Origin of the sequence: Croceitalea sp. MTPC5 (assembly GCF_036985505.1) — a bacterium.
GTDB lineage: Bacteria > Bacteroidota > Bacteroidia > Flavobacteriales > Flavobacteriaceae > Croceitalea.
The window spans coordinates 613,416-629,401 of the sequence record NZ_BTGQ01000001.1; the positions used below are offsets into that span (position 1 = coordinate 613,416).

The following is a 15,986-nucleotide window of genomic DNA, read 5'->3' on the forward strand; positions in this document are numbered from 1 at the left end:
CTTTCCTTATTCGCTACGAATCGCCGTTTTATGTTCTTGACGTTCTTTTTTTCGAATCACATAAGCATCATAGAGCTTAATCAGATAATAGATGACTATGGTGAAATTGATGATCACAAAGGGGATGATGACCGTAAACTTCGCCCTTACGACCCAGAAAAATATATCAAAGACCAGTGTTTTATCAGGATTTGAAAGCAAGTGGCAGGTAAGTAGGTTTTCTAAAAGGTCTAAAATACCCGGAATGACAAATACCATTTTGAACCTTTTTGTAAAGGATGCTTTCGAAGAGAGTTCAAAGACCTTAAAGGCGAAATAAAAAAATAGGGTGTATACCGCTATAAAGACCACATCGTACAACAGATTATTATAAATGGCATCGGATAATTTCAAGGCCAGGGCATTGAATTCTTCCAGTTTCCGTGAAAACTGTAATTTTCCCAATTTAGGAACCTTGATGACGTCACTATGGTAAAATGGTAGAAATGCTACGATGGTACCTATGAAAAGTATGGCCCATTTATTACTTGCGCTATTCAATTTGTCTTTATAACTCATCTGGTGACTGTTTTTTGCCGAATTCCCCTATACGTTTCCCAATCAAATTTTACAAGTTGCTTGATAGCCGCTTCCGCACCTCGTTTAAACAACAACTTTTTGTCGTCATTTGACATACCAAAATCCAACCAATTGATATGGGTGTTTTTACTGCCCTCTTGTAGTGTATTCACTGTTTCTATCAACATGTTTATCTCTTCTTGATTTAGAAGGTAGTCGTTGTCATAAAAATTCCTGAAGGTTGAGATAAAACTGGAAATAAATCGGGCAAGGGTATTTTTCTTCCCTTGCATATGTTTCTGTGATGCAATCTTAGGACGTTCTGAAAGTAATATCCCAAAAGTTGGAAAACTAGGCGATTTACCATCACTTCTGTGAAAATCACGTATGGGAAAATTGGATAACATGCCGCCATCGACCATGCGAACCTCAAATTTCACCTTATTGGCCGGTTCCTTAATACTGAAATGCGTGTCATTATTCGGGACAAAGGTCTCAAATATAAATGGTAACGACATAGACGCCCTCACATAGGCAGCCGGATGTACCTTCATATGATTCTCCCAATAATCGCCAGCACGTGCCGGAAACCTCACAATACGATGGTGGGTTAAATTGGCCGTGATGAATACCAATTCTGGGTGTTTTGATTTGACCCGAGGGGTTTTCTTGGTTGTATTCCCCTTTTCGGTCACCGGGTTCTGTACGGTGTAGATCATCGCGCCCTCTTTATCGGGGGTATTCTTTTCGCGTATTAGATTAGTCTTGCCCAAATTGGCATAAAGGTCTTCCGTCGTTTGTATCCCCAGTATTTCAAGGTTCCCTTTGACCCAATCCAAAAACTTATCACCAGTGTTCAACCCGAACCGTTCCCCTAATTTTTTTGTAATCAAAATGTAAATCAATAAGACTAAGGCGATGGTATTGAAGGTTCCGATTACAAAGGAAAAGTAGCTCACATCCTGAATAGTGGTCATACCATATTCGACCAATGTTACACTCAGTATGAAATATACCAAACTAAGAATGAGTACCAATGAGAGACCGATGAGTAGCTGTAACCGTCCAGATCGTACACTTTTGAACAATTTTAACTGAAACCACTGTGCAATACCCTTACTATCGATAAAGGCCGAAAAATCCATTTTAGAGACCATTAGCGTTAGTAATTCCGATTTAAGCGAACTATTGGCAGTTTCCTTTCGAACGTATGGGGGTAGCTTATAAATACCGGCCGGAATGGAAGATAAAAACAAGGCATTGATGGCACCGGCACTGGTGCCCCCATGACTAAAAAAACGAATACCCACTTTTTCCAAGATATAACAGTACCCCAACAGAGCGATACCCCACATACCACCGCCTTGTTGTACCAAGTCAATAACAGGCCGCTTTTTTGGTACTTCATCGCCATTGCTATCCAAGGTAATCTCAGAAACCATGGCATCGGATATATAATTGATGCCAATCTGCCCCTCTTCATCCAATTTTTTACCAAGCCCGGATTCTGGGTCTGCTATTGAAGCTTGCAGCAGGGCATCGGCCTCATCAAAAAAACTTTTCGCTAGGGAAATATCTTCCTTGCTAAAATTAAAATCCTCGAACATACGGTTACACTTTTGAATGGATGACATTTTATAAGCAGTGATTTGAACTATCTTGATTTGGTATAAAAATTAAGTAGGGGAATGTCTACTGCGATAAAGAATTGTAGGGTAAAGGAAATCCCGTTGTCGAGATTCGAATTATCCGTCAATGTGATTTCACGCAACTGAGGCCCAAACTGCCCACCTAGGCCCAAAGAAATCGGCGCTTTTGGGAAGCCATAAACATAATAAACACCGGGGGCGAAAATATTTTCCAATTTAATTTCGGGAAGCTCCTCGGTCTGGTCATCACCAAATCGAAAACTGGTTACCGCCCCGATATCAATAAGCGGAAAATAGAGGCTGCTTGAACCGCTCCTTTTGGTAGTATTGTGCCCCCAACTTAAGGCTACCCCAACAGGGGCATTGACACCTAGACTAAAATCAAAGTCCCCAGTCTGTCCGTTACGTTCATATCCCCCTGAAAGACCAACATAGGAGTTTAAGGCTACATTAAATTTAGATCCTTTTTTTATGGAAGCGCTGCCAACAGGTAGTGCTATGGCCTCAATGGCTGCCTGTACTTCATCACTATCTTCAGCTTTGGCCACATTGGCGACGAAGGTGCCATATCGCACCAACTCGTTTTTCCATGCAAAATTCCGTTCTCCAAAAATTTTGGTCAAAAGGTTGGATAAATCCACGATTAGCGCATTGTACTTACCTTCATTGATATCTAAATAAATACTATTGACCAGATTAAAAATATGGATAACTCCATTCTTTTCGATAAGTTCTATTCCAAAATTAAGTTTTGAAACTTCTTCAAGGTTTTTTAATAATCCAACCGAAGATTGAAATAATTCTTTATACGAATCCAGTTTTTCGCCAGCATTCTTCTTCTGTTTAATGTCGGTTATGGCCAGTGCCACTTTTTCTGACTGCTCAATGAACTTCTTAATGTAATTCTTGTAATTTTCTATAAAGGCATCATTTTCGGCAACCTTTTTTAAATACTCCCCAAAGGATTGTTGAAAGATGGGTACAGTTCCATATTGTTGGTATAATAACCCCAAATAAATATTGAAGGTCACAGGGTTCGTGAGTACCCTTGATTCTTCAGTATTTATCCAATACCGATTAGCATTGGTGGACCTTAAGGAGTTCGAAAAAATTGTAAAAACCTTTGCGGCTTCCTTTACATCAATCAGTATTTTATTGTTAGGATGAAAGGATACATCCTTCAATTTGCCAATGGCCTCTGCAGGATGACTGCCCTGACGTATGTTGTTCACTAGCAACAAGGCCGCCTGAAAATATTCGATTTTTTGTGCAATTTCATCATTGCCATCAGTGGCATATCGGTTTTTTCGGTTTGTATCCAAATAGGCCTCCAAATTTGTCAGGATATTTTGAAGGTCTTTCTCAAAGGTCTCCCGTAGGGTGTTGATGTAATTTGCGAATTGATATACTTCTTGATCTACGATTTTTAAAACCCCATAGGTATCTGGAAAGAGTAGCTGTAGATCTTTGGTTTTGTCGTCCTCCAAAACATCAATAAATCGTTGAAAAAAGTTGATACTTAATTCTTGTTTCGTTCGTTTTACCAAAAACTTAGCGAGGCCATCAGCTATGGTTGTGACATTGAGGCCTCCTAGGCCACCGAAACCCTGCTCTAGATTTTTGCTAAATTCAGCTGTACCCAAAAGACTTGCACTTGTCCCTTGTGCGAAATAGTTTTTTAAGAATGGGTTGGTAAACACTTTAGGCAAATCCAATCTATCTGGATAATAATATTTTAAGACTTCCCAAGTTTCTGCATTAAGTACGGGTATTCCATCAGGTTTGTTGCTTTCATATAATTTGGACAGGGCAATAGCATCATAATAGGCTATTCTGTCTTGGTCTTGTGCATGTAATCCACTAAAAAACAAAGTCAATGCCAACACCACCGGCCAATACATTTTAGTAAGTTGTAACTGTTTCATACGGCTAGTATTAATTGTTCAAAAATCATTTTAGGTTGTATCAATTTGTAATCATTGTTGTTTGTTAAGGGAATCGCGGTACGTTGCAGTAACTTCTTTAATTCGGTATTGGATATCGTTTCACCCCGCTTTTTTAAATAAGAAACGACCAGTGCACAGATACCCGATACCATGGCCGTGGCCTGGCTTGTTCCCGTAAGCGGTAAAGGGTAATTCTCCTTTGTGTATGACTTAATATCGGTACCATAGCAAAAAATATCCACTGCTGATGGATAACACGTATAGTTGGATAAACTATGATCTCGCTCACAGGCTCCAACAGCAATAGTGCTTTTGTAAAATCCAGGATATTGCTCAATATTCAGGTTTTCCTGAAAGCTATCATTTCCGATAGCAGTGATGACAATCCTACCTTTGGCCAAATGTTCGTTAATCAGTCTCTCCAAGTCTACATCGGACAATAGCAAAGATTGGCTAATGGATATAATATCTATTAGCCCATCGTATTTGGGTTTGAGATACTCTTCTAAGGCGTCATTCATGCTACTGGCATCTTTGAGTGACCCACGTTCATTGATTTTGGCAACCATTAATTTTGAATATGGTGCGATACCAATTCTGTACTTCAAAGGTCTAGATGCAATTATGCCCGCGCAATGAGTACCATGATTTTGGGGATCTACACTCTTTGTAGTTGTGGAACCCGGCACAAAATTTTTAGGAGTTTCGTAAAGGGCTCCTGAGAAAGTGTCAAGCTCATCATTGATTCCAGTGTCTAAAATGAGTACTGTACTTTGATCTCCTTGTTCAGCATAAGTCTCCCAAATATCATTTATGTGAAGTTTTTCGAACCAAAAATCGGAATCCGTAATTAGTGAAAGGAGCTCAGGATTGGGATGAATCCCCCCACTCCAATAATAATTTCCGGCTTTATCCTTATACCACAGGGTATTGCCATGAAAAGGTTCCCCTTCATACAGCTTCCCATCCACTTCGATAACGCAACCTGGTACCAAATACTGGTAATTGGGCGCGTTTATGCTAGGTTCACCGACCCTAACGTTCAGATATTTCGTGACGGTCACTTTCATTAGCCTACCCTTTCATTTACCGGAACTGCCCCCTGTTGCCTATTTTCCGCTATACTGGCAGTTGTTGATTTTGCTTGTACGGAACTTCTAATCTTAATCAGCTTACTGAGTATATCGAACCAGAAAGGTGCCCCTAGTGAAATCGCGAAGGCTGTGATGAGATAGCCCCAAAAGTTGGCCCATATATACGGTATGTCTTGAAAAGCGGCATAGGTATCGGTTTTCGTACCAACCGTTCTTTTCTCAATACTATAGTAATCCTTCGTTCTGTTCGCCAAAAAGGCACTTGGGAACGTGACGATATACGCTTCGCCACAGCTTTCGACAATACGGTGTCTTGAAGTACGTTCGCCCTTATAAGTGGTCAACGGTTCGGCAGGCAAATCCTCAATTGGTCTAAAACCCATAATATTGTTCACCTCTTCACGATCTTTTTCCAAATCCGTTCTTACTTTTAACAGGCTGTCAAGCTTACTATCGAAATCCATCCTGTTAAGGGTGAGTTCATCTACTGGTGCTTCAACAACTTCTTCGTTAATTGAATCTTTCTCCGTTTCAGGGGTATCCGAGGTTTTTTGCCCTTTCCTGTACAGCGCTAAGATCTCTTCATTTTCGTTCATGTAGTTGGAAGCTAGTTGCACCATACCATCCCTGGCCGCTTCATCTTTGGCCAAGATCGATACGATTTCCACCGTATTCACATTAAAGCATACCGCCACCCCGAAACCGATTAATACTAAAATAGCCTGAATGGTACGCTTGTACCACCCGCTTGCACGATTCATGGTATGGTCAAACCACTCCTCTAGGTTGAACTTAAACCTTACCAAATCGTTTTGGGCATCTTCTAATAGTGAAAGCAGATAGGTTCTGGTCTCTTCCCCCATATCTTGATCGGCATTTGACAAGCCCTCCCTTACCCTATCTATTACCGAGGAATTTGGGTCACCCTTTGCTTTGAGGATTTCCATTAGGGCCTTTGAAAAATCTGACGGATTGATATAAGAGGGTTTTGAAAAGAAGCGCCCTGAGGCGAGGTATTTGATAACTGGTTGCTCATAAAAGGCTTTCACCAAATTATGTGTTTCCTTTTCTGGGATAAGATTGCGCTTTAGGCGTTCTTTAGTATCCCAGACTGCTCTCGTAACAATGTTACTACTCTTTTTTTTCGGTTCGTCCTTGAGCATCCTACTTATGCCATGCCTTAAATTTCTGGCGCGTAAGCCCAGAAAATTTGCAATCATCTCTTGAACGATGGACGCCAACAGACTGTATATGGAATATATGAAAACAAGTCCGATAACAACGTCTAAAGCTACACTTCCTGTCATTTTGTGCTATTTTGAATTTTTAAGATCGATTTTGGTTTTGGATTGGTTCGGCTATTCTTTTTGAGGTTTTATTTGGTGACCCTATCTAGCTTAAATTTGCCTTCGGCACGAAGTTCATTTGCCGTATCGGGTAGATACTCCCAATGCCAATGTTCCTTGTTTACGGTACGGATAAACCCGAAACGCGGGGCATTATCCTTTAACCAATCATAAAGTACGGTGCCCTCAAAGCCTATGGTGTTCAAATCAAAGGCGATTCCATTTTGATGATTCGAGCGTCCGGGTTTGGCCGCTCGATTAAAACCGGCCTCTCCATTTTTCCAACCGTCATAAAGTCGTTCTTGTTTCGCAAATGTTCTAAACCCACTGGTAATGCTAATAGTAAGATTATTCTTTTTGGCCGCTTCCATTAAGCTCAGATACGGTTCAAAAGTTTCCATGGCAATTTTCTGCAGTTGGCCTCCGGTCCCTATGATTGCAATAAGTATTTTAGCCCCAATGAAATTACCACTTCGCCATGCAGCATTGTCCCCTTTACTATGCGCCCATTGTTCCGTTTTGAATACCTGCGAATTTCCCGCGACTAAATTGCTGGAATGCGTCCATCCTATAGGCTCACCCGAGGTCAAAATACCATTTTTGATTACCACATGGCGTATTCGAACATATTTTCCAATAGGATTCGTCTGCCTCGAACGTGCCGTAATTTCCACATAGCTGCCATAAGGCACAACCTCGCCGATACTATCGAAATTGGAGGGACCTTGACGGACAAGTGCATTTTTGTCTATAACGGTGAAATTATCGCCCATGGGCTCCAAATCCCATTCTGCTGGAACGTAATTTACGATCTCATTGAGAAGCCCTCCAGCTATATTCGTTGAACGCGTCCAACCTGAGGGGATAAAGTTAGGGGCATCAATAGGTATGGCATACACATAAACATTCTTCGCACTATCCGTTTTTACCGCTTCAGCCCTGACCTTTGTACGTAAAGGGATTTGTTTCCTTTGCCCTATTTGGGAATCGGGAGGAATGGTATCACCGCTTTTATACCTAGAAAATTGTTTTAGGTTATTGGGGTTGCGAATAAGGGCCAAGTTGTCATTGATGACAAATTCTTTGTCTAAATACGACGGAATATTCACGTTCATTTTCAATTGGTTTTGGTTGTCCACTTTGCACTAAGCGTACTGGTCTTATTGGTTTAGTTGGTGTTCTTAAATTTTATTGCATTTGCTAAAGTTTGACTATTTTCAAGAATTCGTCAATACCCGATCTTGGGTAATTTCCATGGGGGAATTCAATTGTAGGAAGTCTATTGGTTGGAGTGTTTAAATATAAAAATTAGCTTTTAAATCCAACTATAGGAAAACCTTATAAATTCTAAGGTTCTTGTCTCGTTTTGAGTTTATTTTCTTACAAAAAACCTTTTTTTTAAGAAAAACATGCCACTGTTCCATACAAGGTCATTTTTTGGAAGAATCCAAAACGTAGATTTGGTAGTTGACAAGAAGGTTTATTTCAGTGGGTTCTTAAATCGAGGTCTAGGTCGTCGATTACACGGTAATTTGATGTACTTTCTTAATCGTAAGATACCGTTTTTAATACGGTATAGATACACAGCCCAATCTATATGGGCCGTTTACAATGAAGCAATTTAATCAACAATTATACCCGGTCGTAGTACTCTTGATAAAGAAAATACAGCTGCAATAATTCACTTTAATTTGCCTGCCATTCTGAAATCCGGTCAAAAACCACTTCTTTAACTATGTCTCGTAGTAATTCTTCATCTGCCGCATCGAGCTCATCCCGGTGCCAAGTAACCTCAGTTGGGTCTGCTTTAAAAATCATGGTATAGAACGATAATGCGATGACATAACTACCCAATATACTTGGGTGACGGCCATCAAATGCATAAAGATCCAACTCAGGATGACGATCTCTGATAACACTCCAAAGTTCCGCGCCTGGACTGACCTGCCCATTGGTTCTGTTCATTATGTTCAGGTAATTCTCTTTAATAATTCCGTTCATACCCTCAAATGTGCAGTAATCCGGTAATGGGCCGCAGAGCGTCTCGTCCCCATCTTTCTGTCCCCAAGTCATATAATAGAGTGGTATGGTAAAACTGTTATTGGCGCTGACCTTATCCACCACCGTTAAAACGTCTGGAAAGACATTGTTTTCAACGAAAGGCGTATCTTGGACAAAGGCAAAACTCTGTGCTTGGATGGATACAAAATTCCACTCCCGGGAGTTGATTTTAGCCTCCAGTTCGGTAGAACTGGCATGTTCTGCAATCGTGGTGCCACCTGGCGCATGTAGTGTGTATAAAAGGGAGCGGTTTGTGGTAAAAGCCATTTGGCGTACCATTTCAGCCATGCTATTATTATTGGTCAGACTATTGCCCACAAATAAAACGGCTTTTGCATCGACCGGCTCGTTAAGTAATGGTGGCGGCACTTCCTCAGTGGAAGAAGAACTGCTACATGAACTTAACAACAGTATCAAAAAAAAAGTGGGCAACAAAAGTAGTTCCCATTTAGTGGAAAGGTTCGTTCTCATCACAACTATTTTTTTAAATATAGCCAATTCTACTGTAGAAAATTGTTAAATCATAGTATTTATCTTGGTAAGATATTGAAGGAAAGTAAGTTATACACTTGCCGTTTTAAATTAATGTATCAATAACATCAAATCTTTTTAACAGTTAAATAACTCGTAAATCAAGTGATTTTAATGGGCAAACAAACATTTATGTAGTAAATTGGTGTTATGACAAAGTGGATTTTCATGGTTTTTTTAGGTTGTTTTCAGTTTTGGTCGCAAGCGCAGGAAATCGAAAAACCAGCACTAAATATCGATAGCTTCGGATATCCTGATTTTGGGGACAATTCACGATATACCGATTTTAACGTTACTTATGGATTGACCAATGGCCTTGATGTGGCATTAAGCGGATTTTACCATCGCGATTTGATTGCCGAACGTTTTAGGGTTCCTATCCTGTTAAAAAAATTCATTTCGCAGAAGACGTATCTTCTTGGTGGTGCCCAAGCGGAATGGGATTTTAGACTAGCTGGTGAACCGCCCAGAATGGATTTGCTTATGGGCATAGGGCACGAAGTGAAAGAAGGCTTTATGATGGAAGCTTCTTTTGAAAAACCTTTAAACGACAGTGATGTTACACCTTTAGGTATAGGAAGAAAAGGCGCTGGCTTTTTACGTTTAAAAAGTAAGTTTAAATTTTAAATCGATTATACGAATCACCGTTGGTCTATGTGTTTTCAACAAGAATAAATCCATTGATTCGCAATAGCACCTCCCTTCTGCCCTATTTTCAAAATCAGATACCACGACTGATATAGCCAAGATACCTACGACCCTATTTTACAATGACATCCCCTTTTTAAATCATAATCTTTTGGTGTCTTTGTTTAGTGATAACCTTATAGAACTGTTTCGAAAAGAGGGATGGAAAATTGTTCCACCAAAAAGGGCTTTTATGAATCCGATGTACAATTCAGTTCCAAAATTCCCTGTAGGGCGTCTTACTTTATGTGGTAGCCAAGAAGCATTGAAAATATAAGGATAGGCTTCTGTATGCCGCAAAAGGATAGGTGATATGAAAAGAAGTGATGGGTTGATTGGGTTTATAAATCCCATAGGAAAAAGGAAGGCAAAATATTTTGCCTTATCCGGTTCTGCCAAGGCGAATTATTCAGATCAAAATGCTAAAGGCAACTATTCCGCTAAAAAATACGTCTATCTTAGTGCTGACCTGATTTTTCACCAACAAAAGTTTTTAGTTCCTTTTGAAGATAAAAGAATTTAAAATACCCTATCCCTACAATGATTATTTAAACAGCATTTACTATTTCGAATGTTATGATCCCGAGCATAGCTTTTTCTTGCCTGATGGTCATCCAGAGCTGATGGTCGCTAATCGTCCTATTTCTGTTAGTGCTCGTAATAAAGACGTAGTCTCACCAAATAAAATTTTATTTTGGGGGCAATTGCGTTTTTCTGGTCATCTAAATGCCTCAGGTCCTTACAAGGTCTGTGGTGTAAAATTTCAACCTTGGACCTTAGCCATTTTATCTCAAAATCATGCTATTAATTTAGTGGATTCAATAATTGATGGCAGAATTATTTTTTCCGATCTATTCATTGAAACCACTAAGGTTTTAGCTAAAATCGATTGGCAATGTGACCAACAAAAGCTAATGGCCTCAAAAACCATTGGTCATTTGTTTTTAAAGGAATTCAGAAGCAATATTGTAATCAAACACAATTTTATACAAACCGTCATCTTCATTAAAAAACATAATGGAATGCAAAGTATGGCCGATTTACTTCCTGAATATAAACAGTCCATCAGAACGTTGGGAAATGATTTCATGAAATATATCGGGATCAGCCCAAAAGAATATCAAACTATTATTCGCTTAAGAAAATCTAGTATAATACTTAAAAAGGGATACAATATTTTACATACTGCTCTAGATTTAGGCTATTTCGACAACGCTCATTTTACCAAAGAATTTAAGCGCTTTAGTGGTGTCTCCCCAAAAGAATTTTCTAAGCAAAAGAATTTAGTCGTAGCTACGGTTTAGTTGCAGATTTCTACAATTATCTTAATTCTTTGTAGGCTTAAATTTGTATTGATAACTAAAGTGGGGTAAATAGTACCCTACCATTTGAATAATGTGGGTTCAATGTAACCGTCGGTCCAAAAGAGGACAAATGCCAACAAAAACAAGCAATTATCACCTCGGGCGCAGTCGAGGGCTTGAAAAAATATATATTTAAAGAGGTTTCGACTGCGCTCAACCTGACATAAGTTTATAAACCGCTAGAAACCAAATAAGTGACGGGGTTCTTAAGTCTAACTCAAGTTAAAGACTCAAAAATGAGAAAAGTAATGCGCAAATTATCAGTTTTAAATACGATCGGTCTTACTTATTTAACGTTCTTTATGATGCTTCCTAATCTCACGACTGCATGCACAATCTTCTGTGGTAAAGACAAAAATGGTCATGTATGGGCCGCAAATAATGAAGACGGCTCTTATAGTTTTGCCAACTATATCAATGTATTTCCTAAAACGGAAGACACCAAATATAGCTATTTCACACTTTCCTATGAATCTGAAAAAAATGGCGAAAACGGTGGTATCGAGGGCGGTATGAATGAAGCGGGACTGTTTTATGATTTTAACTCAATTTCCACGACCCTGATTAAAGACTTGCATGAAAAGAAAAGTTTTCCGCAGGGAGACTTTAAAATATTAAGCCATATTCTGGCCAATTTTGAGACCGTACAAGAAGTAATGGAATTTTTTGATGTTTACTGGTTTGACGTTGGCTTTAATAGTGCACAGATGCATCTCGCCGACAAATATGGAAACTATGGGATTATTGGCCCTTCGGGCAGTAGACTATTAAAAAACGAGAAGTATCAAATTTCGACTAATTTCGATATCTGCGGAAATGAGGATAGTTCTAATAAAGAGCGTTATTGGAGGTTTCCAATCGTAAAGAAGAATCTTGAAAAGCAAGAAGTCGGGCTAGCTTCCTTCACCGATATTTGTGAAATGACCTCTATAAAAGGGAAAGGCTTTTACGGGGGCCATACCATTTATACCAATATACAGAACCTTAATACCGGGGATATTTGGTTTTATTTTACTTCAGATTACAAAAATCCATTTAAGACTTCAATTTCTGAATTAGTATCAAAAGGTAGAAAATCTTATTTAATCCGTGATTTGTTCAAAACCCATCCTATATCGGTATTGTACGACAACTATCTAAAACATGGGGGAATGTCAACCTTTAAAATGTACCAAGGGCTTGATTTGTCTGAAGAAAGAAAGAAGGAAATATTAGCTGTTTTCGTCCATTTATTTCAGGAAAATTATAATATGGAACTGTTGCCGTTTTTAGAGCAACATTTAAAATCGAATCCTACAGGACATTGGATGCGTTCTGCAAGAGCAATCGTATACTATCAAAATGGCAATGTTGAAAAAGCAAAAGCAATAGTAAAGGATTATAAGAAGGAAGTTCCTGATACCAGTATGGAGGTGGATAAAATCTTAAATCTTTTTGAGGGGAATTTTGAAGCAAACACCAATGTTACCATTGAGCTAAACGGGTTTCAAGATGCCAAACAAGTCTTTGTAAAAGGGTTACCCGTAGCTTTTGATTTTCTAATTAAGAAAGATGGCAAATGGATAGGTAAATACAAGATTGATGAGGGTGTCTATAATTATTTGTTCGTGGTTGATGGAAAGGAGGTTTTAGACAGTAGAACACCTGTAAAAACGACAGCTTCCATTTATGAAGATTTTTACAGTTCGCATCAGCTGTGTATCGGTCTTTCTAATGAAGCCTACCAAGTAAAGATCAAGGTCAAGGTTCCGAATAAAGATGACAATGTTTATATAGCGGGAAATCAGAGAAACCTAACCAATTGGAACCCTATATTTCGCTTACGAAAGATCTCTGATTATGAAAGGGAAATTACCACAGAACTACATTTGCCCGCAAAATTCAAATTTTCAAGGGGCAATTGGAAAACCGAAGCCATTATGAAAAATAATACGAAAGATGATAGTGGTGAATGGCTGCCAATGCGTTATAGTCTTGACGCTAATGACACCACTTATGAAATTATGGGTTGGGAAGCTAAAAATTAAAGGATCTTGAAAGCTTTATTACGGTATTCCAATACAACTACTTCTTTTCTTTGGCTTCAATTTTCTGAAGCATCCTTCTGGCTTTTACATCGGCGGCACTGCCATCATTGGATAGGTTCAGCACTTTTTCGAAAGAATTTTTAGCACCTTCAAAATTACCCGTTTCCCATTGTGCTTGGCCTAAATTAGCCCAGGTATTTTGGGATTTTGGAAAAACCTCCGTTGCCAATTCAAAGAAAAAGAGCGCGCGCTCGTTATCGTTACCCAACAATATGAAGGCCTTATTACTGATTTCACGTTCAAAATCAATAAAGCTATAGGCATAGTCTTTGGCCATGCGCTGTGCTGCGGTAATCGCTTTTTTTGATTTGCCCTCTTCAAAAAGTTGATTAAGGTAAACCAATGGTTCCATAGTGAAATTTGTGGGGTAAAAGTCTAGAATGGTCTTCAAGACAGGGTCTTGATTGGTCACGTAGTCATTATAGGTAAATTCCACGGGATAGTGCGGTTTAATAAAATCAGCATTTTCCCATTGGGGTTTGTCTTGCCACCAAGCGAATGAAAGATACACCGGTAAGCCTGACTTCGGCAAGATTACTCGTTTATTGTCACCATAAAAATTGATGTTCTCACTAGAAGGTTCCCCCACAAAAAGCACGTTGGTGTAATTGTCCAATTCATTGATCAGGCTTTGAGCGGCTGAGAAGGTGCGACGACCTGTAATAACAAAGAACCGGCCCGGTTGGTTTATTTTTGTATTGGCTATGATTCCAGTGATTATCGGTTTGTTCAAAAAATTGTTTCCACCACCATTCAAACGGACATCAATCACGAACTTTTCAACATCATTGACTTCAATAAATTTAAAAACCCGATTATAAAAGTCCTCAACTTTTTCATTTTCGTCGTTCCTAATCCTGCTATGCCTCACATAAACTATTTTTTCTTTTGGTAGAAATTCGAAATAATAGATTTTATCAAAGTTTTTTAAGTAATATGGCGTAAACGATCTATCGCGCCCATCAACCCAATCAGTCCCTGTAATGAGCTCTCCATATTTCATGGGTGCATCAGGTTTCGTTGTAGAAGGTATGCTATAGTCAAATTGTATTCCGTCTTTTTCTAGTGTAAGAGTGAAACTATCCAGTAAAGAATCCGTTACCCCTTGGGCATGTAAGACTTCTGGAAAAGTGAGATGGTTTAGCCCATACCCTTTATAAAATTGTTCGTTTTCAAGTGGAACCGTTGGCGCCACCAATTGAAGTGCTTTACTGATTTTCACTCCTTCAATTGCCACAATTTTTGCCCCGACAATAGTTCCATGGTCTTTATGTGCTGATTTAATGAATAATCCATCTTTGAACTCATAAAAATCAATGGGGATATGATGAAAAGGAACCGGGCTCTTACTATAGCCCATTCTGGTATGGCCATATTTGAACGAGGCTATTATTCTCGAAAAGCCCACAACGACCTCATGCGCTTGCATATTTGGAATGGCTACATAGAATTCCTCAACTTTTTCATCAAAAGCCTTCGCAGTTATTTTTTTAAATAAGAACGGATACTTTTCATGAACCGTCCTTTGAAGAAATCTGAGATCTTCTTGCCATTTTTCAGAGGTAAGCTGCTCTTGGGCGCCCATGGTAGCACTGAACAATACAATTAGAAGTACGGAAACGTTTTTCATCACTAGGGTTTTGTTGATTGATACACTATTTTTGTGCAAGCTCCACTATCCCCTATCAAGAAGCCAAACAACCTTACCGAAATGTCTTAAATGCGTGATGAAATGTCAATCTGGTGAAGTAATGAAATGGATAAATGCCCCATTTCATTTAGCGTCTGGCCTTTCTTTCTTTTTTGTCGGTTTCTACCAACTTATCGTTCTTCCAGACACCGCTTGTTAAAATGGCACCATCAGATCCGTAGAATTTGCCTTGACCATTACGTTTATCATCTTTCCAAAAACCGACGTATTTTTCTCCGTTAGGCCAATAATAGGTACCGAGACCGTTTCGTCTATCATTTTCATAAGCACCTATATAGTACTCTCCATCGGGCCAGTAGTAGGTACCTTTACCATGACGCTCATTATTAAGCCATTCCCCCTCGTAGCGGCTTCCAGAATCCAATAACGCGATACCTACACCATTTGCCTTATGATTCTTGACCTGCCCTACGTAATGCATTTGGTTCCCTTTTTTACTATTAAAGGTCAAATATTCCCCGGCGGATTTCCGCTGCAGCTGATTTCGGAGCCGTTTAAGCTGTATTTTTGCCTTTTCATGGGCAAAACTCAAAGAATCGTAACGCCTGATTTCTAAAGGGGTCGCATTTTCTTTTACAATACTGGAATCCTCGAGCGTTTCAATAGCCAATAACTCATTTTTTTCAAATTGGTAACGCTTTAGTCTTTCGGTCAATAGAATTCGATATTGGATCGTTAGACTATCGGGGCCTTGTGCCTTTTGCAGGTCGTGATAGCCTTTCAGTGCCGAGCGATAATCATTCTGAACCACAAGGGAGTCCATGGCCGTTAAATTTTGATATACCCCTATTTTTTCAGTTAGGGCCGCTTGCTCGGTTTTCGATTGATCCAATTGATTTCTTAAACCATTAGTGGTAAAGAGGAACACCATTATGAGAACCAATGAAATGGCCAACAAAATGTATGGGATTAATAGTCTTTTCTTCATTTCACCAAATATTGTAGTACTTAC

13 protein-coding genes are annotated in these 15,986 nt (G+C 39.2%); 4 read left to right on the forward strand and 9 right to left on the reverse strand.

The window, feature by feature from the left end; all coding sequences use genetic code 11:
• Nucleotides 1–6 precede the first annotated feature (6 nt).
• The 7 genes from AACM45_RS02795 to AACM45_RS02825 all read right to left on the reverse strand — a co-directional run bounded on the left by AACM45_RS02795 (nt 7) and on the right by AACM45_RS02825 (nt 9,125).
• Entirely contained in the window at nt 7–558 is a 552-nt protein-coding gene (locus AACM45_RS02795; protein WP_339140610.1) for a hypothetical protein, read from the reverse strand.
• Complete coding sequence (locus AACM45_RS02800; RefSeq protein WP_339140612.1) at nt 555–2,165, reverse strand: patatin-like phospholipase family protein; 1,611 nt, start codon at nt 2,163–2,165, stop codon at nt 555–557. The genes AACM45_RS02795 and AACM45_RS02800 overlap by 4 nt, the downstream gene beginning before the upstream one ends.
• Before the next feature lie 47 nt (nt 2,166–2,212).
• Complete coding sequence (locus AACM45_RS02805; RefSeq protein WP_339140614.1) at nt 2,213–4,132, reverse strand: hypothetical protein; 1,920 nt, start codon at nt 4,130–4,132, stop codon at nt 2,213–2,215.
• Nucleotides 4,129–5,223, reverse strand: a complete 1,095-nt coding sequence (locus AACM45_RS02810; protein ID WP_339140616.1) for a S8 family peptidase — start codon at nt 5,221–5,223, stop codon at nt 4,129–4,131. The genes AACM45_RS02805 and AACM45_RS02810 overlap by 4 nt, the downstream gene beginning before the upstream one ends.
• Entirely contained in the window at nt 5,223–6,554 is a 1,332-nt protein-coding gene (locus AACM45_RS02815) for a hypothetical protein (protein WP_339140618.1), read from the reverse strand. Before AACM45_RS02815 ends, AACM45_RS02810 begins: the two co-directional genes overlap by 1 nt.
• A gap of 68 nt (nt 6,555–6,622) precedes the next feature.
• A complete protein-coding gene (locus tag AACM45_RS02820) occupies nt 6,623–7,708 on the reverse strand; it encodes a M15 family metallopeptidase (protein WP_339140620.1) in 1,086 nt (361 codons plus the stop codon).
• Nucleotides 7,709–8,279: 571 nt separating this feature from the next.
• A complete protein-coding gene (locus AACM45_RS02825; RefSeq protein ID WP_339140622.1) occupies nt 8,280–9,125 on the reverse strand; it encodes a hypothetical protein in 846 nt (281 codons plus the stop codon).
• Nucleotides 9,126–9,335: 210 nt separating this feature from the next.
• Here AACM45_RS02825 and AACM45_RS02830 point away from each other — a divergent pair, with 210 nt between their 5' ends.
• From AACM45_RS02830 to AACM45_RS02845, 4 genes are all read left to right on the forward strand, one after another.
• On the forward strand, nt 9,336–9,812 hold the full coding sequence (locus AACM45_RS02830; protein ID WP_339140623.1) for a hypothetical protein: 477 nt from the start codon (nt 9,336–9,338) through the stop codon (nt 9,810–9,812).
• Nucleotides 9,813–10,185: 373 nt separating this feature from the next.
• Nucleotides 10,186–10,395: a hypothetical protein gene (locus AACM45_RS02835; RefSeq protein ID WP_339140624.1), complete on the forward strand. Its 210-nt coding sequence runs from the start codon at nt 10,186–10,188 to the stop codon at nt 10,393–10,395.
• Complete coding sequence (locus tag AACM45_RS02840; RefSeq protein ID WP_339140625.1) at nt 10,376–11,176, forward strand: helix-turn-helix domain-containing protein; 801 nt, start codon at nt 10,376–10,378, stop codon at nt 11,174–11,176. Before AACM45_RS02835 ends, AACM45_RS02840 begins: the two co-directional genes overlap by 20 nt.
• Nucleotides 11,177–11,484: 308 nt before the next feature.
• On the forward strand, nt 11,485–13,263 hold the full coding sequence (locus AACM45_RS02845) for a hypothetical protein (protein WP_339140626.1): 1,779 nt from the start codon (nt 11,485–11,487) through the stop codon (nt 13,261–13,263).
• A gap of 37 nt (nt 13,264–13,300) precedes the next feature.
• Here the strand turns inward: AACM45_RS02845 and AACM45_RS02850 are convergent, their stop codons facing one another.
• The gene (locus tag AACM45_RS02850) at nt 13,301–14,953 is read right to left on the reverse strand and encodes a hypothetical protein (protein WP_339140627.1); all 1,653 of its coding nucleotides are present in this window, start codon (nt 14,951–14,953) and stop codon (nt 13,301–13,303) included.
• 148 nt (nt 14,954–15,101) lie between these two features.
• Entirely contained in the window at nt 15,102–15,962 is an 861-nt protein-coding gene (locus AACM45_RS02855; RefSeq protein WP_339140628.1) for an MORN repeat-containing protein, read from the reverse strand.
• Nucleotides 15,963–15,986 lie beyond the last annotated feature (24 nt).

Bases quoted from the DNA above. Each gene is read 5' to 3' on its own strand.
- AACM45_RS02795 (WP_339140610.1), bottom strand. From the start codon at position 558: ATGAGTTATAAAGACAAATTGAATAGCGCAAGTAATAAATGGGCCATA.
- AACM45_RS02800 (WP_339140612.1), bottom strand. From the start codon at position 2,165: ATGTTCGAGGATTTTAATTTTAGCAAGGAAGATATTTCCCTAGCGAAA.
- AACM45_RS02805 (WP_339140614.1), bottom strand. From the start codon at position 4,132: ATGAAACAGTTACAACTTACTAAAATGTATTGGCCGGTGGTGTTGGCA.
- AACM45_RS02810 (WP_339140616.1), bottom strand. From the start codon at position 5,223: ATGAAAGTGACCGTCACGAAATATCTGAACGTTAGGGTCGGTGAACCT.
- AACM45_RS02815 (WP_339140618.1), bottom strand. From the start codon at position 6,554: ATGACAGGAAGTGTAGCTTTAGACGTTGTTATCGGACTTGTTTTCATA.
- AACM45_RS02820 (WP_339140620.1), bottom strand. From the start codon at position 7,708: ATGAACGTGAATATTCCGTCGTATTTAGACAAAGAATTTGTCATCAAT.
- AACM45_RS02825 (WP_339140622.1), bottom strand. From the start codon at position 9,125: ATGAGAACGAACCTTTCCACTAAATGGGAACTACTTTTGTTGCCCACT.
- AACM45_RS02830 (WP_339140623.1), top strand. From the start codon at position 9,336: ATGACAAAGTGGATTTTCATGGTTTTTTTAGGTTGTTTTCAGTTTTGG.
- AACM45_RS02835 (WP_339140624.1), top strand. From the start codon at position 10,186: ATGAAAAGAAGTGATGGGTTGATTGGGTTTATAAATCCCATAGGAAAA.
- AACM45_RS02845 (WP_339140626.1), top strand. From the start codon at position 11,485: ATGCGCAAATTATCAGTTTTAAATACGATCGGTCTTACTTATTTAACG.
- AACM45_RS02850 (WP_339140627.1), bottom strand. From the start codon at position 14,953: ATGAAAAACGTTTCCGTACTTCTAATTGTATTGTTCAGTGCTACCATG.
- AACM45_RS02855 (WP_339140628.1), bottom strand. From the start codon at position 15,962: ATGAAGAAAAGACTATTAATCCCATACATTTTGTTGGCCATTTCATTG.